The following is a 19,292-nucleotide window of genomic DNA, read 5'->3' on the forward strand; positions in this document are numbered from 1 at the left end:
TTCACGATCACCGTTCTTGCATAAACGTGCATAGGTGCGTATAGTCATGCCGTCCAAGAGGAGGATGACATGGCGGTACGTGCGGCAGTGGCCGGGGCGAGTGGATATGCGGGCGGTGAGGCCCTGCGGCTGCTCCTTGCGCACCCCGAGGTCGAGATCGGTGCCCTGACCGGCAACTCCAACGCCGGACAGCCGCTCGGCGTACTCCAGCCGCACCTGCTGCCGCTGGCCGGCCGGGTACTTCAGGAAACCACGGCCGACGTCCTCGCCGGACACGATGTCGTCTTCCTCGCCCTGCCCCACGGCCAGTCCGCCGCCGTGGCCGAGCAGCTCGGCCCGGACGTCCTCGTCGTCGACATGGGAGCCGACTTCCGGCTCCAGGACGCGGCCGACTGGGAGAAGTTCTACGGCTCCGCGCACGCCGGCACCTGGCCCTATGGTCTGCCCGAACTGCCGGGCGCCCGCGCCGCGCTCACGGGGTCCAAGCGCATCGCCGTGCCCGGCTGCTACCCGACCGCCGTCTCGCTCGCCCTCTTCCCGGCCTACGCCGCGGGCCTCGCGGAGAACGAGGCCGTGATCGTCGCCGCCTCCGGTACCTCCGGCGCGGGCAAGGCCCTCAAGCCCAACCTGCTGGGCAGCGAGGTCATGGGTTCCATGTCGCCGTACGGCGTCGGCGGCGGGCACCGGCACACGCCGGAGATCGTCCAGAACCTCAGCGCGGCGGCCGGTTCCCGGGTGAGCGTCTCCTTCACACCGACCCTCGCGCCCATGCCCCGCGGCATCCTCGCCACGTGCAGCGCCAAGGCGAAGCCCGGCGTCACCGCCGAGTCCGTCCGCGCCGCCTACGAGAAGGCCCTCGCCGACGAGCCCTTCGTCCACCTGCTCCCCGAGGGCCAGTGGCCCGCCACGGCGTCCGTCTACGGTTCGAACGGCGTTCAGGTGCAGGTCGCCCTCGACGAGTCCGTGGGCCGCATCATCGCGATCAGCGCCATCGACAACCTGACCAAGGGCACCGCGGGCGGTGCCGTCCAGAGCATGAACATCGCCCTCGGATTCCCCGAGGAGCTCGGTCTTTCCACGATCGGAGTCGCACCGTGAGCGTCACGGCAGCCAAGGGATTCCAGGCCGCGGGCATCGCCGCCGGAATCAAGGAGAACGGCAACCCGGACCTGGCCCTCGTGGTCAACACCGGGCCCCGCCGCGCCGCCGCCGGCGTCTTCACCTCCAACCGCGTGAAGGCCGCACCGGTGCTGTGGTCCGAGCAGGTCCTCAAGGCCGGCCGGCTGTCCGCGGTTGTCCTCAACTCCGGTGGCGCCAACGCCTGTACGGGGCCGAAGGGCTTCCAGGACACGCACGCCACCGCCGAGAAGGTCGCCGAGGTGCTGGACATCGGCGCGGGTGAGGTGGCCGTCGCCTCCACCGGGCTCATCGGTCTCCTGCTCCCGATGGACAAGCTCCTGCCGGGAGTCGAGACCGTGGCCGCCCAACTCTCCGAGCACGGCGGTGAGAAGGCCGCCATCGCCATCAAGACCACCGACACCGTGCACAAGACGTCCGTTGTGACCAAGGACGGCTGGACCGTCGGCGGCATGGCCAAGGGCGCGGGCATGCTCGCCCCCGGCCTCGCCACCATGCTGGTCGTCCTCACCACCGACGCGGACCTGGAGAGCGACGTCCTGGACAGCGCCCTGCGGGCCGCGACCCGGACCACCTTCGACCGTGTCGACTCCGACGGCTGCATGTCCACCAACGACACCGTGCTGCTGCTCGCCTCCGGCGCCTCCGAAGTCACCCCGGAACACGGGGAGTTCGCGGAGGCCGTACGGCAGGTCTGCGACGACCTCGGCCAGCAGCTGATCCGGGACGCCGAGGGCGCCAGCAAGGACATCAAGGTCGAGGTCATCAACGCCGCGAGCGAGGACGACGCCGTCGAGGTGGGCCGCTCCATCGCCCGCAACAACCTCCTCAAGTGCGCGATCCACGGCGAGGACCCCAACTGGGGGCGAGTCCTGAGCGCCATCGGCACCACCAAGGCCGCCTTCGAGCCCGACGAGCTCAACGTCGCCATCAACGGCGTCTGGGTCTGCAAGAACGGCGGTGTCGGCGAGGACCGCGACAAGGTCGACATGCGCTACCGCGAGGTGCACATCGTGGCCGACCTCGCCGCCGGGTCCGAGACCGCCACCATCTGGACCAACGACCTCACCGCCGACTACGTCCACGAGAACAGCGCCTACTCGTCATGAGCACCACTCGTAAACACACCGCCCTGCCCAAGGCCCAGATCCTCATCGAAGCGCTGCCCTGGCTGGTCCGCCACAACGGCAAGACCGTCGTCATCAAGTTCGGCGGCAACGCCATGATCGACGAGGACCTGAAGGCCGCGTTCGCCCAGGACGTCGTGTTCCTGCACCACGCCGGTATCAAGCCGGTCGTCGTGCACGGCGGCGGCCCGCAGATCAGCGCCGCCCTCGACAAGCACGGCATCGTCAGCGAGTTCAAGGCCGGCCTGCGTGTCACCACCGAGGACGCCATGGACGTCGTACGCATGGTGCTCGCCGGGCAGGTCCAGCGTGAGCTGGTCGGGCTGCTCAACCAACACGGGCCGCTCGCCGTCGGGTTGACCGGCGAGGACGCGCACACCATCACCGCCACCAAGCACCAGCCCGAGATCGACGGGGAGTTGGTCGACATCGGGCGGGTGGGCGAGATCACCGCGATCGACACGGGCGCGATCGAGGCACTGCTCGCCGACGGCCGGATCCCGGTCGTCTCGTCGATCGCCCGGAGCCAGGACGACGGACATGTCTACAACGTCAATGCTGATACGGCGGCTGCGGCACTCGCTGCTGCTCTTGGAGCGGAGACTCTCATGGTCCTCACGGACGTCGAGGGTCTCTATGAGGACTGGCCCAACAGCGACGAGGTGATCAGCCGCCTCACGGCTTCCCAACTGGAGAAGCTGCTGCCGGAGTTGAGCTCCGGCATGGTCCCGAAGATGGAGGGCTGCCTGCACGCCGTGCGAGGCGGGGTGACCACGGCCCGGGTCATCGACGGGCGGGTCCAGCACTCGATCCTGCTGGAGATCTTCACCGACGAGGGGATCGGCACGATGGTCGTGCCGGACGTACAAGAGGGGGATGCCGTATGACCGACAATCAGGAGCTCACCCAGCGGTGGCAGGGCTCGCTCATGAACAACTACGGCACTCCCAGGCTGCCTCTCGTCCGCGGTGCGGGCCTCAAGGTCTGGGACAGCGAGGGAAAGCAGTACCTCGACTTCGTCGGCGGCATCGCCACCAACGCGCTCGGCCACGCCCACCCGGCGATCGTCGAGGCCGTGAGCAAGCAGATCGCCTCCCTCGGCCACATCTCGAACTTCTTCATGGCCGAGCCGACCGTCACCCTCGCCGAACGGCTGCTCCAGCTCTTCGGCCGGGAGGGCAAGGTCTTCTTCTGCAACTCCGGAGCCGAGGCCAACGAAGCGGCCTTCAAGATCGGCCGGCTCACCGGGCGCACCCACATGGTCGCCACCGACGGCGGCTTCCACGGCCGGACCATGGGCGCCCTCGCACTCACCGGCCAGCCCGCCAAGCGGGAACCCTTCCTGCCGCTGCCCGGTGACGTCACCCACGTGCCGTACGGCGACGCACAGGCGCTGGACGCCGCCGTCACCGAGGACACCGCGCTCGTCGTCATCGAGCCGATCCAGGGCGAGAACGGCGTGGTGATGCCCCCGGCCGGCTATCTGAAGGCGGCCCGGGCGATCACGGCGGCCAAGGGCGCGCTGCTGGTCCTGGACGAGGTACAGACCGGAATCGGCCGTACCGGCCACTGGTTCGAGTACCAGGCCCACGAGGGTGTGCTGCCGGACGTCGTCACCCTCGCCAAGCAGCTCGGCGGCGGACTTCCGCTCGGCGCGACCGTCGCCTTCGGGCGGGCCGCGGACCTGCTCCAGCCGGGGCACCACGGGACGACCTTCGGCGGGAACCCGGTCGCGTGCGCCGCCGGTCTCGCCGTTCTCGACACCATCGCGAACGACGGGCTGCTGGAGAACGTCAAGCAGCAGAGCGAGCGGCTGCGGGACGGCATCGAGTCACTCGGACACCCGCTGATCGACCATGTCCGGGGCGCGGGGCTCCTCCTGGGTATCGTGCTCACCGAGCCGCTGGCGCCGCAGGTGCAACAGGCGGCTCAGGACGCCGGGTTCCTCGTGAACGCGCCCGCCCCCGATGTCGTACGGCTGATGCCGCCGCTGAACCTCGGCGACGACGAAGTGGACGCGCTTGTTCAGGCGCTGCCCGGCATCCTGGGTGCCGCTGAGGGAGACGGATGATCCGGGGAATGGGACGACGATGAGTCATGCGCAGGATCACGAGCTGAACGGCGCCGCCGGGCCTGCCGTGCCGCAGACGCGTACCGCGCGCCACCGCCGGATCGTGGACATCCTCAACCGGCAACCGGTGCGCTCGCAGAGCCAGTTGGCGAAACTGCTGGCCGACGACGGGCTGAGCGTCACGCAGGCGACGCTCTCCCGGGACCTCGACGAGCTGAACGCGGTGAAGATCCGCAACAACGAGGGCGACCTGATCTACGCGGTGCCGAGCGAGGGGGGTTTCCGGACGCCCCGTGTTCCGCTGGGGGAGTCGGCGAAGGAGGAGCGGATGCGGCGGCTGTCGCAGGAGCTGCTGATCTCCGCGGAGGCTTCGGCGAATCTTGTGGTGCTGCGGACTCCTCCGGGGGCCGCGCAGTTCCTGGCGTCGGCCATTGACCAGGCTGAGCTGCATGACATCTTGGGGACGATTGCCGGTGACGACACGTTGATGTTGATCAGCCGGAACCCTACGGGGGGTCAGGCGCTGGCTGAGCACTTGTTGCGGTTGGCGCAGAACGGGCACTAGCGGTCGTCTGTTGGGCGCGGGTCTGTGGGGGCTGGTCGCGCCCACGCGGCGGAGCCGCACATCGACACAGCCCCGCCCCCCTAGGGAAACCCGCTCACCCGAGTCGAGCTGCCAGGCCCCCGGTACACCTGACCTCGTCCCCCGCCGTGATCAGCAACGCCTCCACGTCCGGCAGCGCCTCCAGCCAGGCCAGGCCCTCCCTCGAACCCATCGCGAAGGCCGCCGTCGCCCAGCAGTCCGCCCAGGTCACGGTGGGGGCCACCACGGTCACCGCGACCAGGTCCGTGACCGCGGAGCGGCCCGTGCGGGGGTCGACGATGTGGGCGCCTCTTTCGGCCGTGCCGGAGGTCGCCACCGCCAACTCCGCCGCGCCCGCCGCCGAGACCACCGCCGCCAGGCCGCCCGGGCGCAGGGGGTCCGAGACGCCCACGCGCCACGGGCGTTCAGGGCCCGGTACGCCCAACAGCTGTACGTCTCCGCCGCCGTTGACGCTCACGCCGGTCGCCCCGGCGAGAGCCAGGTGGCGGGCCGCGCGTTCCACCGCCCAGCCCTTGACGATGCCGGTCGGGTCGAGGCGGCCCTCGTAGCGCATGCTGAACCAGCCGTCGCTCAACCGCTCGGCCTCGGCGCCGAGTTCGAGGATCTCGGCCACCTCCGGATCGCAGTCGGCGACCGTCAGTTCGCCGCGGGCCAGGCGGGAGACCTGGCTGTCGTCGCGGTAGGTGCTGAACACCTCGTTCACGCGGTGCAGTCCCGCCACCGCCTCCCGCAGTGCCGTCTGCACGGCGAGGGGTTCCCCGCCGCGGACGTCGAAGGAGAAGACCGTCCCCATGGTCTCTTCCGCGTGACGTACCGCGGCGGGAGCTTGCGCCGGCTCGGCCACCGTGTCAGCCACCGGCCTGGTCCAGCGCCGACTGGAGCGACTTCTTGTAGCCCTCGCTGGTGTAGGTGGCCCCGGACACCGAGTCGATGTCCGCGCTGCCGGCCGCCACGGCCTCCTGGTTGAGCTTCGGGACGGACAGCGCGGTCTTCTGGTCGCTGGTGCCGCCCTTGGGCGCCTGCACCGCCTCGGCCTTGGTGATCTTGCCGCCGCTGACCGTGATCCGGACCTGGACCGGGCCGTACTGGGTCTGCGAGACCGCACCGGTCACCGTCTTGGCGGCCGCCGCGCCGCCGCCCGCCGACTGCGAGGGCTGGGCCGACGGCTGCGCCGGGGCCGCGGGGGCGGCGGGGGCCGCGTTCGCCTTGTCGATCGCCGACTGGAGGGACTTCTTGTAGCCCTCGCTGGTGTAGGTGGCCCCGGACACCGTGTCGACCTGTGGGCTCTGTTTGGTGACCACGTCCTGGTTGAGCTTCGGGACGGACAGCGCCGTCTTCTGGTCGCTGGTACCGCCCTTGGGCGCCTGGACCGCCTCGGACTTGGTGATCTTGGTGCCGCTGACGGTGATACGGACCTGGACGGGACCGTACTGGGTCTGGACCACGTCGCCGGTGAACGTACTGCCGGCGGCCGCCCCGGTGCCGCCCTGGGCCGACTCCTGGGCCGCCGAAGTCTGCTGCGGGATCGTTCCGCCCGCCTGGGCGGACGCCGGGTCCGAGGACGGCTTCAGCGACAGCATCAGCACGACACCGGAGACGGTGGCGGCGGTCGCGAGCACGACTCGACGGACGGGGTGAGACTTCCTCATCGCTTCAACAGCTCCTGGATTCCCGTCGCTCACATCTCGAACGACTCGTGATGGATGCGGCGGGCAGGCACGCCCGCGCCGCGCAGTGCTTCGAACACGGACTGCGCGAAACCGTTGGGCCCGCACATGAACACGTCGTGCTTGTCGATGTCGGGGAGCTTGCGCTGCAAGGACTCCGCGGAGATGTCCGGGCGCTCCCCGTCCGGGCTGTTCACCGCGTACATCAGCCGGGCGCCGCGCTCGTCCGCGATGGCCGAGAGCTCGTCCCACAGGGCCAGGTCCTGGGTGGTGTTGGCCCGGTACAGCAGGGTGATGTCACCGGCCGCGCCCGGCAGCGTCTCGAACAGGGCCCGCATCGGCGTGATCCCGACACCGCCGGCCACCAGCAGCACCTTGCCGCGACTGCGGCGCTGGGCGGTCATGGCGCCGTACGGCCCCTCGGCCCACACCTTGGTGCCGGGCACCAGCTCGCGCAGCCGTTCGCTGTGGTCGCCGATCGCCTTCACCGTGATCCGCAGCATCCCCGGCCGGGGCGCCGCCGACAGCGAGTACGGGTGCGAGCTGAACCGCATGCCGGGCGCGAGGAACCGCCAGCGGAAGAACTGGCCCGCCTCAGCGCCCATCCGGTGCAGCTTGCGCCCGCCGATCAGCACCGACACCACGCCGGGGGTCTCCTCGACGACGGCCTCGACGTACATCCGGTGGCGCAGGTTCAGCCGGATCGGCGTGAGGATGCGGTACCAGATCACGAGTGCGGTGACCGAGCCGTACAGGGCGTACCAGACGGTCTTGGCGATCGGCTCGACCGCGAAGTCGTTGCCCGTGGTCAGCTGGTGCCAGAAGGTCAGGAAGACCGCCGCGTACGTCAGCAGGTGCACGTGGTACCAGGTGTCGTACGGGATCCTCTTGCGCACCCCGCCGATCGACATCAGCCCGATCACGAACAGCAGACCGGTGCCGATGGCCGCCTTGCCCATGTCGGGCAGCTGGTTGATGGAGTCCATCGTCTGCTGGACGATGTCGCCGAGACCCTTGCCCGCCTGGAGGGCGTAGCCCCACATGATCAGGAAGACGTGGGCGATGACCAGGCAGAGCGTGTAGCGGCCGGTCATCGCGTGCCAGCGGGCGACCCGGTCGGAGCCCACCCGGCGTTCCAGCGCGGGCACCCGGGCCATCTGCAGCACCACGAGCGCCATCAGGTACCCGGCGAGCAGACCGGTGATCCGGCCCGCGTTGAGGATCTTGCTGTTGTCGTCGGCCACGGACGGCGTGTTGTGCCACCACAGCCACAACACGCCGACCGCGCCCGCCCATACGGCGATCAGCAGGACGGTCGCCGGGGAACGGCGCGGGCGGATGCGGCGCATCGTCTGACGGCGGGCGGCGCGGCCGCTGGCGAGCGTGGTGGTCACGTTTCCTCCGAGGACGGCGGCAAGGGGGGTGGGCGTGGTCCCTTGGTCCTTGGATACGTGCCGTGACGCCAGTGTGTTCAGCTGCGAGCGGAGTCCAGTGCGGACTGGAGTGACTGGCGGTAACCGTCGCTCGTGTACGTGGCCTCCGAGACGGTGTCGATGTCCGCGCTCTGGGCCTGGAGGGCCTCGCTGCGCAGCCGGGGATCGCGTAGCTGTTGATCTCGTGGTCCCGCGGGTTGTCCGTCGGGTAGGTGACCGCCTAGACCTCGGTGAGCCTGCTGTCCTTGATCGTGCTGCGGACCTGGACCGGCCCCCAGCGGGTCGGGATCGTGTCGCCGGTGAGAGTCTTCGTGCCAGAAGTGGCCGACGCGGAGCCGCTGGATGCGCTCGAACTGCTCGTGAGCGCGGGCAGTGCCGGCGCGGCCGCCGCTGACGTGTGCGGCTTCAGCGACAGCAGCATCACCATCCCGGACACGGTGGCCGCGCTCGCCAGGACGATCCGGCGCAGCGGGCGGTTCTTCTTCAACGCGTGCACTTCTACGGCCTCCCGGCTCTCAGAGTTCGAACGACTCGTGGTGGATCCGGTGGTCCGGGACACCGGCGGCGCGCAGCTCCTCGTACAGGTCCCGGGCGAAGCCGTGCGGACCGCATATATGGACGTCATGTCCTGCCAGGTCGGGGACGACCGCCCGCAACGAGGCGGCGGTGATGCTCGGCCGCCGTCCGTCGGGTCCGGTGAGCGCGTAGTGCACCGCCACCGCGCGACGGCCTCCAACTCCCCGCCCAGCGCGAGGTCCTGCACCGTGCGCGCCCGGTACAGGAGGGTCACCTCTCCAGGCAGCGTCTCGAACAGCGCCCGCAGCGGAGTGATGCCGACCCCGCCCCCGATCATGAGCGCCTTCGGCGAGGTCCGCCGATCCCCGGTCAGCGAGCCGTACGGCCCCTCCGCCCACACCCGCGTGCCCGGCCGCAGCAGCGCCACGGCCGCACTGTGGTCGCCGAGCGCCTTGACCGTGATCCGCATGCGGTCCGAACGGGGCGGCGCCGAAAGGGAGTATGGCGGCGGCGCGGGACCCGGCCTGTCGATCGTGGCGGCGGTGGTGGAGGCGCACGGGGGAGACATGGCGATGGAGAGCCGGCCGGGATCGACGACCTTCACCGTCCGGCTCAGTAGCCGGTGATCGCCGTACGCCCGCCCGTCGTCCCGATCGCGATGTGCGGCCTGCTCCAGGGATCGGCCCAGGCCAGGATTTTCCGCATGGCGTCCGAAGGCACCGACACACAACCGGCGGTGGCTCCCCGTCCGTTGACATGCAGAAAGATCCCGGCGCCCCGGCCGCGCACGGGACGCTCGTAGTTGAACCCGATCACGAGCGCGTACGCGTACTGCGTCGGATAGGCGATCAGGTGCTCGGACTCCGCGGCCCGGCAGTGCGCGGGACGCGGCTGGACCCAACGGTTGTACGCAGGCGAGTCGTTGTCCTCGCACCACCACGAACTCGGCTTCACGGCACGGTACCTGTATCGGGTGCCGACGGGCGCGGCGCTGATCCCGAAGGCGTACGGCATCCTGTACAGCCCCGTCGGAGTCGTGTTCGTGTTCTGCCTGCGCGAGGCGCCCTCCACGAGCCCCTTCGCTCCGAACCTGGCCTTCGCGGAACCGGCCTTCACCCATGTGCCGCCCCGCAGATCCCACCAGGTCAGCGTGCCCTGCGTGGCATCGGTCCGCGGGGCGACGGCGGTGATCAGCTGGCTGCCGCCCCCGGTGTCGGCCATCCGGGCGGGCAACGGCGCCTGGGCGGCGGGAGCGGCACCGGCGACCAGCGGCGCCGACACGAGAACGGCGAGAACAGCGGAGCGCATTCGCATGGCTCAGACCGTAGTGGGCGGCAGCGGCAACGGCAGCCCGGGCAGTCCGTCCAGGCTGGTGGCGATGTGTTCCTTCTTGGTGAAGTACGCGCTGAGCGACTCGTCGTCCTCGCGCGAGAACCGCTTGGCGTGCAGCTCGCGGTCGCTCTCGTACGCCATGTACGGCACCGCGTAACCGCAGGAGTCGCGGATCAGTTCGGCTCTCACGACGATGATCGCCCGCAGTCCGTGCTCGGTCGGGTCGATGTCCGGGAAGTGGGTGAGCAGTTCCCGGAAGCGCGGGTCGTCCCGGAAGACCGGCTCACCGCGCCCGTGCACCCGGACGATGTTCGGCGGTCCCTGGAACGCGCACCACATGAGGGTGATCCGGCCGTTCTCCCGCAGATGCGCCACCGTCTCGGCGTTCGATCCCGCGAAGTCGAGGTAGGCCAGGGTGAGTTCGTCGAGGATCGCGAAGGAACCGCGCAGCCCCTTGGGGGAGAGGTTGACCGTGCCGTCGCCGGACAGCGGGGCGGACGCGGTGAAGAAGAGGGGCTGCGCCTCGATGAACGTGCGGAGGCGGCCGTCTATGCGCTCATAAGTCTTTCCCATGTCTAACGATTATGAGGGAAAGTCTTTCACCTGTCTAATGAATTTGCCTAAGGGATTCGGGTGCCCACTTTCGGGTGTCCACTTTCGGGGGCCCACTTGAGTGGAGACCCTGACGGACGCCCGTGGCCGCCCCGGCCGGCGCTCAAACGGGGCGGCCACAGCGCCTGTCACGTCACTTGGTGAGCGTGCAGGCGGCCAGGGAGTCGAGGCCCTGGGGCTTCTCCGCGGTACGGCCGATGGAGATGGCGATGCGGTCGATGGTCGACTTCCGCTTGTCGGCCAGCGGGCCGAGGATCGCATTCTGGACGAAGTTGGCACCGCCCTGGCCGACCGTGTCGACGAGCCGCTTGTTCGCCTCGGCGATCTGTGTGTTCAGCAGCGTCAGGTTGCGGTCTACCTCGGCCTGCGCGGTGGCCGGGATCGCGGGCAGCTGCGAGGCCACGTCGGGGCAGGAGATGGCACCCGCTCCGGCGGCCGCGCCCGCGTCACCGGCGCCCTCCGCGTTCCCGGTGTCCTCGGCGCCGGCCGCCTGCGAGGCCGCCTCGCTCGGCGTGGCCTCGGCCTCCCCGCCGGCTCCGGCCTCGGCGCCGCCTGCCGCCTCCTCGCCCGTGCCGGCCGCACCGGCGGCGTTGAGGGTGCACGGGGCCAGGGCGTCCAGGCCCTGCGGCTTGTCGGCGGTGCGGCCGATCGCCGTGGCGATGCGGTTGACCGTGGCGATCCGCTTGTCCTCCAGCGGGCCGAGGATGGCGTTCTGGACGAAGTTGGCGCCGCCCTGGCCGACCGTGTCGACGAGCCGCTTGTTGGCCTCATCGATCTGGGTCTGGAGCAGGGTCAGGTTGCGCTCGACCTCGGCCTGCGCGGTGGCCGGGATCGCGGGCAGCTGGGAAGCTACGTCCGGGCAGGTGATGGTGCCGGGGTCGGCCAGGGTGCGGGCGGTCGCGGTGCTGCTCTTCGGGGACTCCCCGGCGAGGGCGGTACCGGCCACGATGGCCCCGGTCAGTGCCACGGCGGCGGCGCCGCCGATGATCGCCACGCGACGCTTGTTGTACTTCGGAAGAGCCCTGGACATGCGGATGCCTCGCTCGGGATCGGGAGTGAGTGGTCTTCGTTTACAAACGCGGCGCCTGCGTTCGGCGGGGAATACGCGCAAGCGGTTTCCGATGTTCAAAGGGACCGCAAATTCTCCGCCGCCCGATCCGGATTGACGAATCATGCAGGACTCTGCATAATCATGCAGGACCTTGAGTGCAGCGGTGAGGAGCAACGCAAGTGAGCAGCAACAGCGGTGACGTCCGGCTCTGGGGCGGCCGTTTCGCCGACGGTCCCGCCGAGGCCCTGGCCAAGCTGTCCGCGTCCGTCCACTTCGACTGGCGGCTCGCCCCGTACGACATCGCCGGTTCGCGTGCCCACGCGCGCGTGCTGCACAAGGCGGGGCTCCTGAGCGAGGACGAGCTCCAGCGCATGATCGCCGGACTCGACCAGCTCGAAGTCGACGTGGAATCCGGCGAGTTCGTGGGCACGATCGCGGACGAGGACTGCCACACCGCCCTGGAGCGGGGCCTGCTGGAGCGCGTCGGCGCCGACCTCGGCGGCAAGCTCCGTGCCGGCCGCTCGCGCAACGACCAGATCGCGACCCTCTTCCGCATGTACCTCCGGGACCACGCCCGGATCATCGGCGGCCTGATCGCCGATCTCCAGGACGCCCTGATCGGGCTGGCGGAGGCCCACCCGGACGTGGCGATGCCCGGCCGCACCCACCTCCAGCACGCCCAGCCGGTCCTGTTCGCGCACCACGTCCTGGCCCACGTCCAGTCGCTGTCCCGGGACGCGGAGCGGCTGCGCCAGTGGGACGAGCGGACGGCGGTCTCGCCGTACGGCTCCGGCGCTCTGGCCGGTTCCTCCCTGGGACTCGACCCGGAGGCGGTCGCCAAGGACCTCGGCTTCGAGCACGGCAGCGTCGGCAACTCCATCGACGGCACGGCCTCCCGTGACTTCGTCGCCGAGTTCGCCTTCATCACCGCGATGATCGGTGTGAACCTCTCCCGCATCTCCGAGGAGATCATCATCTGGAACACGAAGGAGTTCTCCTTCGTGACCCTGCACGACGGGTTCTCGACGGGCTCGTCGATCATGCCGCAGAAGAAGAACCCGGACATCGCGGAGCTGGCGCGCGGCAAGAGCGGCCGGATGATCGGCAACCTGACGGGCCTCATGGCCACCCTCAAGGCGCTCCCGCTGGCGTACAACCGCGACCTCCAGGAGGACAAGGAGCCGGTCTTCGACTCCTGCGACCAGCTGGAGGTCCTGCTCCCCGCCTTCACCGGCATGATGGCCACCCTCACGGTCCACCGTGACCGCATGGAGGAACTGGCTCCGGCCGGCTTCTCCCTCGCCACCGACATCGCCGAGTGGCTGGTCAAGCAGGGCGTCCCCTTCCGTGTCGCCCACGAGGTCGCCGGCGAGTGCGTCAAGGCGGCCGAGGCCGAGGGCAAGGAGCTCGGCGACCTGACGGACGACCAGTTCGCGAAGATCTCCGCCCACCTCACCCCGGAGGTCCGTACGGTCCTCAACGTCCCGGGCGCGCTCGCCTCCCGCAACGCCAGGGGCGGTACGGCCCCGAGCGCGGTCGCGGTCCAGTTGGCGGAGGTTAAGGCAAACGTGGCCTCACAGCACGAATGGGCTCAGGCCAAGGGCCTTTAGGGGCGCGGGGAACTGCGCGACCAGCCACGACGGCGCCGCACCCGCCAAACCACCGCACAACCCACCCCCTGAGGCGAAGGGCATCCCGAGCTACGTTGTCGGTATGCCCTTCGCCCGCCTCGCCACAGCGACCACCCCCACCTCCCACATCGGCCTGGGCCTTGCCGCAATCGCCCGCCCCGGCTACATCAACCTCGGCCGAGATCATGACCTCGGCTTGGCAGAAACCCGCACGGTAGACGCCCTGCGAGCTCGCACCCACGAACTCCTCGACGCCGCCTACGCCCAGGGCGTCCGCTACTTCGACGTGGCCCGCTCCTACGGCCGCTCCGAGGAGTTCCTCGCGGACTGGCTCCACAAGAACCCCGGCCGAAACGACGTAGTCATCGGCAGCAAGTGGGGCTACACCTACACCGCCGACTGGACCACCGACGCCGAACAGCACGAGGTCAAGGACCACGGCGTCCGGACGTACGACCGTCAGCGCGCCGAGTCCGCCGACCTGCTCGGCGACCGCCTGGACCTCTACCAGATCCACTCGGTGACCCCGGACAGCCCGGCCCTCACCGACAAGGAACTCCACGCGAGGCTCGCGGAAGCGGCCGCCCAGGGCACCACCATCGGCTTCTCGACCAGCGGCCCCGCCCAGGCCGACGCCGTTCGCGCCGCCCTCGCCGTGACGGTCGACGGCGAGCCCCTCTTCCGTACGGTCCAGTCGACCTACAACGCCCTGGAGACCTCGGCGGGACCCGCGCTCGCCGAGGCCCACGACGCCGGCCTCACGGTGATCGTCAAGGAGGGCATGGCCAACGGCAGGCTCGCCGAGCCGCACGCTCCGGACGCCCTGAAGGCCGTGGCGGCACAGACGTCCCTGGGCTGTGACGCCGTGGCCCTCGCGCTGGTCCTTCGTCAGCCCTGGGCCGGAGTGGTCCTCTCCGGAGCGGCCACCGTCAACCAGCTCGCCTCCAACCTGCACGCGCCGGTCGTGGACCTGGACGACGAGCAGCTGGCCCGGCTCGCGGAGCTGGTGGAGGAACCGCGGGCGTACTGGGGGCGGCGCGGTCAGCTGCCCTGGCACTGACACATCCCTGATCAACGTCTCCTGGTGAGACGCCTGCGCCCATGATGAGACATCAATGTCTCACATGAGTTATAGTTGTCTCATGGCTGTCGATCGTGACCACGTGCTGCGCAATGCCGCGGCCCTGCTGACCCGCAAATCCACCGCGACCATGGACGAGGTCGCCAGGGCCGCCGGGATCAGCCGGGCCACACTGCACCGCCACTTCGCCGGACGCGACGCGCTCGTACGGGCACTGGAGGCGCTCGGGATCGGAGAGTGCGAGGCCGCGGTGGACGCGGCACAGCTGGACGAGGGGCCGGCGAGCGATGCCGTACGGCGCCTCGTCCGCGAGATCGAGCCGGCCGCCGGGCTCCTCGCCTTCCTCTACACCGAGAACCAGCTGTTCGAGGGCGCGGAGCAGAACGAGGGCTGGTCGAGGATCGACGCCCGGATCGGCGCACTGTTCCGGCGTGGACAGCAGGACGGCGAGTTCCGTATCGACCTCACGCCCGCCTGGCTCACCGAGGCACTGTTCGGCCTGCTCGCCTCCGCTGTCTGGATGCTCCAGAGCGGCAAGGGCGCCCCCAAGGACTTCCACCACATGACCGTCGGGCTGTTGCTCGGCGGCGCACTACGTCACTCCGCACAACCGGGAGAGGAATCATGACCAGCACCCTGCAGCTGGCGACCGCGACCGAGGCGGTGAAGCGTCCCGGCCGTTGGCTCGCGCTGTCCGTCCTGGTGCTCGCCGTGCTGCTGGTGGCCGTCGACGCGACCGTCCTCGGCCTCGCGACCCCGTACATCAGTGAGGACCTCAGGCCGAGCGGCACCCAGCTCCTGTGGATCGGCGACGTCTACTCGTTCGTCATCGCGGGCCTGCTGGTGTCGATGGGCAGCCTCGGCGACCGCATCGGCCGCAAGCGGATCCTGCTCGTCGGCGCGACGGCGTTCGGCGCGATATCCGTGCTCAACGCCTACGCGACGACACCGGAGTCGATGATCCTGGCGCGGGCTCTGCTCGGCGTCGCCGGAGCGACCCTCATGCCCGCCACCCTGGCCCTGATCCGCAACCTCTTCCACGACCCGCGCGAACGCAGCCTCGCCGTCGGCATCTGGGGCGCCACCGCCTCCGCCGGTACGGCGATCGGCCCCATCGTCGGCGGGTTCCTCCTCGAGCACTTCTGGTGGGGCTCGGTCTTCCTGATCAACCTGCCGGTGATGGCGGTCCTGGTCGTCGTCGGCATCAGGATGCTCCCCGAGTCCCGCAACCCGAACCCGGGACCCTGGGACCTGAGCAGCGTCGTGCTGTCCCTGGTGGGCATGATCGCGGTGGTCTACGCCGTCAAGGAGTTCGCCGCACACGGTGTCACCTGGGAGCCGCTCGCCGCGGGCGCCCTGGGCGCGACGGCTCTGTACGCCTTCGTCCGCCGCCAACTCACCCTGCCCGCACCCCTCCTGGACATGCGCCTCTTCCGCAACCGCGGCTTCTCGGGCGCCGTCCTGGCCGACCTGCTGACCATCCTCGGCCTCTCGGGCCTGGTGTTCTTCCTCTCCCAGTACCTGCAACTCGTGCAGGGACGGCGGCCGTTGGAGGCAGGCCTGGCCGAACTCCCGGCGGCGGTGGGCGCGGTGGTGGCGGGCCTGGTCGCGGGCACGGTGGCCCGCCGCTACTCGGTACGCGCGGTGGTCGCCGGAGGCCTCGCGGCCATCGGCCTGGCCCTGGCATCCCTGACCCTGCTCGACGAGTCCACGGGCTACCCGATGCTGGGCGCCGCCCTGCTGATCGTGGGCGTGGGCGCCGGCTTCTCGTTCACGGTGACGGCGGACGTGATCCTGTCGAGCGTCCCGAAGGAACAGGCGGGCGCGGCGTCGGCGGTCTCGGAGACGGCGTACGAGTTGGGCGCGGCGCTCGGCATCGCGGTACTGGGCTCGATCGTGACGGGCGTGTACCGGGGCTTCGCAGCCCCGGCCGGAACCCCGGCAGGGGCGCACGAATCACTGGGCGGCGCGGTCGAGGCGGCGTCCGGGATGCCGGCCAACACGGCTCAGGAACTGCTGTCGTCAGCCCGGGATGCCTTCGTCGACGGCCTGGCCATCGCGGCGGGAGCAGGAGCAGCGGTCCTGCTGGCAACGGCAATAGCAGCCTGGTTCATGCTGAAGAACCAACGGCTGGACAAGGGCCTTTAGGGGCGCGGGGCTGTATCGATTTGCGGCTCCGCCGCGCGGGCGCGACCAGCCCCCACGGCGCCGGACCCGACAACGAACCCCTACCTACGCAGCCTTCGCCTTGGTCGCATACATGTCCACGTACTCCTGCCCCGACAACCGCATGACCTCGGTCATCACGGAGTCCGTCACGGCCCGCAGCACATACCGGTCCCGGCCCATCCCGTCGTACCGGGAGAACTCCATCGCCTCACCGAACCGCACGGTCACCCGCCCGGGACGGGGCATCCCCGCACCCCCCGGCTGCAGCTTGTCCGTCCCGATCATCGCGAAGGGAACCACCGGCGCCCCCGTCATCAGCGTGAGCCGCGCGATCCCGGTACGCCCCCGGTACAGCCGGCCGTCGGGCGACCGGGTCCCCTCGGGGTAGATCCCGAAGACCTTGCCCTCCTCGAGGACCCGCCGCCCGGTCATCAGCGCGGCGACTCCGCCGCGACCGCCGTCACGGTCGACCGGGATCATGCCGACACCGGTGAAGAACCACGCCATCAGCCGGCCCTTGAGGCTCTTCCCGGTGACGTACTCGTCCTTGCCGATGAAGAACACCTGCCGGTCGCACACCAGCGGCAGGATCATCGAGTCGATGAAGGTCAGGTGGTTGCCGGCCAGGATCACCGGGCCGTCGCCCGGGATGTGCTCCACGCCCTCCACCCGGGGGCGGAACATCAGGCGCATGATCGGTCCGAGCACTGCCTTGATGAGCACGAAGCGGGACAACGAGCCCTCCGGTGTAAAGAGAACGGCCAGGAAAACTGTATGAGTCTGTGCAGGTGAGGACATTACTCGCGGCTCGGGGGGTCGTGCACATCGAGTACCCGGGGTTCACCGAGGTCTTACGCACTGTTGACGCTCGTTTACCTGCGGCGCATTCCCGTTGCGTGCCGGAAACCCGGGCGGAACGATGTGACGGAGGTCGCCCCGACGGTCGCGTACCCCGGCCTCGCGCCCTGAAGCCGACGATTCGTCAGACATCTGTTCCCATACGACATCCCACGTCACCCGCGTGTTCCGCCGCAGGTCTCCCCTCCGTCACGGACGCGGACCTACGATCGGCGCGCACTGAAGAGGCGACGGCAGAAGGGGTCCTCATGGGAACGCAGGACGAGCAGACGGGTGGCACCGGGCGGCGGGCGCTCCTCGGGGCCGCGGTGCTCGGCGCCGGGGGAGCGGTCCTCGGGGTGTCCGGCACGGCGAGAGCCGCCGGGGCGGCCGGGTCCGCCGGACATGGGAAGGGCGGACTGAAGAGCCTGCCCGTGCCGACGATCATCGGTCACCGGGGCGCCAGCGGCTACCGCCCCGAGCACACCTTCGGGTCCTACCAGCTCGCCCTCGACCTGGGCGCCGACGTGGTCGAGGCCGGCGACCTCGTCCCCACCAGGGACGGCCACCTCGTCTGCCGCCACGAGCCGGAGATCGGCGGCACCACGGACGTCGCCGACCATCCGGAGTTCGCCGGCCGCAGGACCACGAAGGTCCTCGACGGCGTCTCCACCACCGGCTGGTTCACCGAGGACTTCACGCTCGCCGAGCTCAAGACGCTGCGCGCGATCGAGCGCATCCCGGCCAACCGACCGCACAACACGCTCTACAACGGCCGCTGGGAGATCCCCACCTTCGAGGAAGTCCTGAAGTGGCAGGACGAGCAGACCCGCAAGCGCGGCAAGCAGGTCTGGATCTACCCCGAGACCAAGCACCCCACCTACTTCCGCAAGCTGGGCCTGGGTCTGGAGGAGCGGGTCGCCAAGCTCCTGCACAAGCACGGCAAGGACAGGCGGAACTCCCCGGTCATCCTGCAGTCGTTCGAGCCGACCAGCATCCAGCGCCTGAACAAGCTGGTCGACAACCCCCTGGTCGTGCTCCTGTCCGCCGCGAACACCCGCCCCTGGGACTTCGTAGAGACGGGCGACCCGCGCACCGTCGCCGACCTGATCACCCCCAAGGGCCTCAGGGAGATCGCCGGTTACGCCCAGGGCATCGGCCCGACCCTCGACCTGGTCGTCACGAAGAAGGCCGACGGCAGCCTCGACAAGGAGACGACCCTGGTCGCCGACGCGCACAAGGTCGGGCTGATCCTGCACCCGTACACCATGCGCAACGAGAACCCGTTCCTGCCCACGGAGTACCGCAGGGGCACGGACGCGGACGCCTACGGAGACGCCTTCGGCGCCTTCAAGAGGTACTTCGCCACCGGCATCGACGGCGTCTTCACCGACAACGCGGACACGGGCGTCCTCGCCCGCGCCGACTTCGTCAACAGCTGAGTCCCCGGCCCCGGATGGGGTGACTTCCGGCCGCCCGGGCAACCCGCAGCCCGGGCGGCCATGTCGTACCGCATATGACGCACGACTTGGTCACCACCCTGCGCCCGCTGCTCACCGCCGAGGCCAGTGCCGAGGCACATGCCACCGGTACGGAACCGGGCGACCTGGAGCAGGCGGTCTGGCTCCGGCTCCTCGAGCACCTGGAGACGCAGGGCCCGCCCCTGGATCCGCCTGGCTGGCTCCGCCGCGCCGTCCGCTCGGAGTCCCGCCGCAGCCGCCGTACGGCCCGCTTCGAACGGCCCTACGGCACCGAGCCCGCGGTCGACGGCGACCACACTCCCGAACAGCTCACCCTCGCCGCTGCCCGCCGCAGGGCCGTGCACGACGCGGTGCGTCGGCTGCCCGGCCGATGCCCCTCCCTCCTGGCCGCCCTGCTGTCCCCGAGAGACCTCACCTACCGGGAGATCGCGGGCGAGTTGGGTATCTCACAGGGCAGTCTGGGTCCGGAACGTTCCAGATGCCTGGGATGTCTTCGCCGATTGCTCGCACCGGAGGTTGCGACACGCCGTGCGCGGGGATAGG

The 19,292-nt window shown here is 70.0% G+C and carries 18 protein-coding genes and 3 pseudogenes; 12 read left to right on the forward strand and 9 right to left on the reverse strand.

Annotated elements, in window-relative coordinates; all coding sequences use genetic code 11:
- Window positions 1–69: 69 nt before the first annotated feature.
- Genes argC through ACFYRX_RS12680 form a run of 5 tightly spaced genes read left to right on the forward strand, consistent with a single transcriptional unit; the run spans window position 70 to window position 4,900 of the window.
- Window positions 70–1,098: an N-acetyl-gamma-glutamyl-phosphate reductase gene (argC, locus tag ACFYRX_RS12660; protein WP_389098736.1), complete on the forward strand. Its 1,029-nt coding sequence runs from the start codon at window positions 70–72 to the stop codon at window positions 1,096–1,098.
- A complete protein-coding gene (gene argJ / locus ACFYRX_RS12665; RefSeq protein WP_389098738.1) occupies window positions 1,095–2,246 on the forward strand; it encodes a bifunctional glutamate N-acetyltransferase/amino-acid acetyltransferase ArgJ in 1,152 nt (383 codons plus the stop codon). The genes argC and argJ overlap by 4 nt, the downstream gene beginning before the upstream one ends.
- A complete protein-coding gene (argB, locus tag ACFYRX_RS12670) occupies window positions 2,243–3,151 on the forward strand; it encodes an acetylglutamate kinase (protein WP_389098740.1) in 909 nt (302 codons plus the stop codon). The genes argJ and argB overlap by 4 nt, the downstream gene beginning before the upstream one ends.
- The gene (locus ACFYRX_RS12675) at window positions 3,148–4,335 is read left to right on the forward strand and encodes an acetylornithine transaminase (protein WP_389098742.1); all 1,188 of its coding nucleotides are present in this window, start codon (window positions 3,148–3,150) and stop codon (window positions 4,333–4,335) included. The genes argB and ACFYRX_RS12675 overlap by 4 nt, the downstream gene beginning before the upstream one ends.
- A 19-nt stretch (window positions 4,336–4,354) precedes the next feature.
- Entirely contained in the window at window positions 4,355–4,900 is a 546-nt protein-coding gene (locus tag ACFYRX_RS12680) for an arginine repressor (RefSeq protein WP_389098744.1), read from the forward strand.
- Window positions 4,901–4,994: 94 nt separating this feature from the next.
- Here ACFYRX_RS12680 and ACFYRX_RS12685 read toward each other — a convergent pair whose 3' ends face one another.
- The 5 genes and pseudogenes from ACFYRX_RS12685 to ACFYRX_RS12705 all read right to left on the reverse strand — a co-directional run.
- Window positions 4,995–5,795: an FAD:protein FMN transferase gene (locus tag ACFYRX_RS12685; protein WP_389098746.1), complete on the reverse strand. Its 801-nt coding sequence runs from the start codon at window positions 5,793–5,795 to the stop codon at window positions 4,995–4,997.
- The gene (locus ACFYRX_RS12690) at window positions 5,788–6,588 is read right to left on the reverse strand and encodes an FMN-binding protein (protein WP_389098748.1); all 801 of its coding nucleotides are present in this window, start codon (window positions 6,586–6,588) and stop codon (window positions 5,788–5,790) included. Before ACFYRX_RS12690 ends, ACFYRX_RS12685 begins: the two co-directional genes overlap by 8 nt.
- Before the next feature lie 29 nt (window positions 6,589–6,617).
- Window positions 6,618–8,000 (reverse strand): ferric reductase-like transmembrane domain-containing protein, encoded by a 1,383-nt coding sequence (locus ACFYRX_RS12695; RefSeq protein WP_389098750.1) that lies wholly within the window; start codon window positions 7,998–8,000, stop codon window positions 6,618–6,620.
- A gap of 77 nt (window positions 8,001–8,077) precedes the next feature.
- A pseudogene (locus ACFYRX_RS12700) lies at window positions 8,078–8,535 on the reverse strand (FMN-binding protein).
- 19 nt (window positions 8,536–8,554) lie between these two features.
- Window positions 8,555–9,060: pseudogene (locus ACFYRX_RS12705) on the reverse strand (ferric reductase); the annotation flags it as partial.
- A 1-nt stretch (window position 9,061) separates the two neighbouring features.
- Here ACFYRX_RS12705 and ACFYRX_RS12710 point away from each other — a divergent pair.
- Window positions 9,062–9,181, forward strand: a pseudogene (locus ACFYRX_RS12710) (ATP-binding protein); the annotation flags it as partial.
- On the opposite strand, the gene ACFYRX_RS12715 reads toward ACFYRX_RS12710, so the two are convergent.
- The 3 genes from ACFYRX_RS12715 to ACFYRX_RS12725 form a co-directional block, all read right to left on the reverse strand.
- On the reverse strand, window positions 9,168–9,863 hold the full coding sequence (locus ACFYRX_RS12715) for a L,D-transpeptidase (protein WP_389099094.1): 696 nt from the start codon (window positions 9,861–9,863) through the stop codon (window positions 9,168–9,170). The pseudogene ACFYRX_RS12710 and the gene ACFYRX_RS12715 overlap by 14 nt on opposite strands.
- A gap of 9 nt (window positions 9,864–9,872) precedes the next feature.
- Window positions 9,873–10,460, reverse strand: a complete 588-nt coding sequence (locus ACFYRX_RS12720; protein ID WP_389098752.1) for a pyridoxamine 5'-phosphate oxidase family protein — start codon at window positions 10,458–10,460, stop codon at window positions 9,873–9,875.
- A 172-nt stretch (window positions 10,461–10,632) separates the two neighbouring features.
- Window positions 10,633–11,529, reverse strand: a complete 897-nt coding sequence (locus ACFYRX_RS12725) for a hypothetical protein (RefSeq protein WP_389098754.1) — start codon at window positions 11,527–11,529, stop codon at window positions 10,633–10,635.
- A 200-nt stretch (window positions 11,530–11,729) separates the two neighbouring features.
- Here ACFYRX_RS12725 and argH point away from each other — a divergent pair, with 200 nt between their 5' ends.
- From argH to ACFYRX_RS12745, 4 genes are all read left to right on the forward strand, one after another.
- Window positions 11,730–13,160, forward strand: a complete 1,431-nt coding sequence (gene argH, locus ACFYRX_RS12730) for an argininosuccinate lyase (RefSeq protein ID WP_389098756.1) — start codon at window positions 11,730–11,732, stop codon at window positions 13,158–13,160.
- A 103-nt stretch (window positions 13,161–13,263) separates the two neighbouring features.
- On the forward strand, window positions 13,264–14,241 hold the full coding sequence (locus tag ACFYRX_RS12735; protein WP_389098758.1) for an aldo/keto reductase: 978 nt from the start codon (window positions 13,264–13,266) through the stop codon (window positions 14,239–14,241).
- Between the two features lie 82 nt (window positions 14,242–14,323).
- Window positions 14,324–14,890: a TetR/AcrR family transcriptional regulator gene (locus ACFYRX_RS12740; RefSeq protein WP_389098760.1), complete on the forward strand. Its 567-nt coding sequence runs from the start codon at window positions 14,324–14,326 to the stop codon at window positions 14,888–14,890.
- Window positions 14,887–16,410: an MFS transporter gene (locus tag ACFYRX_RS12745; protein WP_389098762.1), complete on the forward strand. Its 1,524-nt coding sequence runs from the start codon at window positions 14,887–14,889 to the stop codon at window positions 16,408–16,410. The genes ACFYRX_RS12740 and ACFYRX_RS12745 overlap by 4 nt, the downstream gene beginning before the upstream one ends.
- 84 nt (window positions 16,411–16,494) lie before the next feature.
- Here the strand turns inward: ACFYRX_RS12745 and ACFYRX_RS12750 are convergent, their stop codons facing one another.
- Complete coding sequence (locus tag ACFYRX_RS12750) at window positions 16,495–17,166, reverse strand: lysophospholipid acyltransferase family protein (RefSeq protein WP_389098764.1); 672 nt, start codon at window positions 17,164–17,166, stop codon at window positions 16,495–16,497.
- A 371-nt stretch (window positions 17,167–17,537) separates the two neighbouring features.
- Here ACFYRX_RS12750 and ACFYRX_RS12755 point away from each other — a divergent pair, with 371 nt between their 5' ends.
- Together ACFYRX_RS12755 and ACFYRX_RS12760 are read left to right on the forward strand one after the other, a co-directional pair.
- On the forward strand, window positions 17,538–18,710 hold the full coding sequence (locus tag ACFYRX_RS12755) for a glycerophosphodiester phosphodiesterase (RefSeq protein WP_389098766.1): 1,173 nt from the start codon (window positions 17,538–17,540) through the stop codon (window positions 18,708–18,710).
- Between the two features lie 74 nt (window positions 18,711–18,784).
- Window positions 18,785–19,291 (forward strand): sigma-70 family RNA polymerase sigma factor, encoded by a 507-nt coding sequence (locus ACFYRX_RS12760; RefSeq protein WP_389098768.1) that lies wholly within the window; start codon window positions 18,785–18,787, stop codon window positions 19,289–19,291.
- Window position 19,292: the final 1 nt, after the last annotated feature.

Origin of the sequence: Streptomyces sp. NPDC005374 (genome assembly GCF_042872225.1) — a bacterium.
Classification (GTDB): Bacteria; Actinomycetota; Actinomycetes; order Streptomycetales; family Streptomycetaceae; genus Streptomyces.

What these genes read in the sequence shown, in the direction of transcription:
- argC (WP_389098736.1), top strand. Translation starts at nt 70, where the DNA reads ATGGCGGTACGTGCGGCAGTGGCCGGGGCGAGTGGATATGCGGGCGGT.
- argB (WP_389098740.1), top strand. Translation starts at nt 2,243, where the DNA reads ATGAGCACCACTCGTAAACACACCGCCCTGCCCAAGGCCCAGATCCTC.
- ACFYRX_RS12675 (WP_389098742.1), top strand. Translation starts at nt 3,148, where the DNA reads ATGACCGACAATCAGGAGCTCACCCAGCGGTGGCAGGGCTCGCTCATG.
- ACFYRX_RS12680 (WP_389098744.1), top strand. Translation starts at nt 4,355, where the DNA reads ATGAGTCATGCGCAGGATCACGAGCTGAACGGCGCCGCCGGGCCTGCC.
- ACFYRX_RS12690 (WP_389098748.1), bottom strand. Translation starts at nt 6,588, where the DNA reads ATGAGGAAGTCTCACCCCGTCCGTCGAGTCGTGCTCGCGACCGCCGCC.
- ACFYRX_RS12715 (WP_389099094.1), bottom strand. Translation starts at nt 9,863, where the DNA reads ATGCGCTCCGCTGTTCTCGCCGTTCTCGTGTCGGCGCCGCTGGTCGCC.
- ACFYRX_RS12720 (WP_389098752.1), bottom strand. Translation starts at nt 10,460, where the DNA reads ATGGGAAAGACTTATGAGCGCATAGACGGCCGCCTCCGCACGTTCATC.
- ACFYRX_RS12725 (WP_389098754.1), bottom strand. Translation starts at nt 11,529, where the DNA reads ATGTCCAGGGCTCTTCCGAAGTACAACAAGCGTCGCGTGGCGATCATC.
- ACFYRX_RS12735 (WP_389098758.1), top strand. Translation starts at nt 13,264, where the DNA reads ATGCCCTTCGCCCGCCTCGCCACAGCGACCACCCCCACCTCCCACATC.
- ACFYRX_RS12740 (WP_389098760.1), top strand. Translation starts at nt 14,324, where the DNA reads ATGGCTGTCGATCGTGACCACGTGCTGCGCAATGCCGCGGCCCTGCTG.
- ACFYRX_RS12745 (WP_389098762.1), top strand. Translation starts at nt 14,887, where the DNA reads ATGACCAGCACCCTGCAGCTGGCGACCGCGACCGAGGCGGTGAAGCGT.
- ACFYRX_RS12755 (WP_389098766.1), top strand. Translation starts at nt 17,538, where the DNA reads ATGGGAACGCAGGACGAGCAGACGGGTGGCACCGGGCGGCGGGCGCTC.
- ACFYRX_RS12760 (WP_389098768.1), top strand. Translation starts at nt 18,785, where the DNA reads ATGACGCACGACTTGGTCACCACCCTGCGCCCGCTGCTCACCGCCGAG.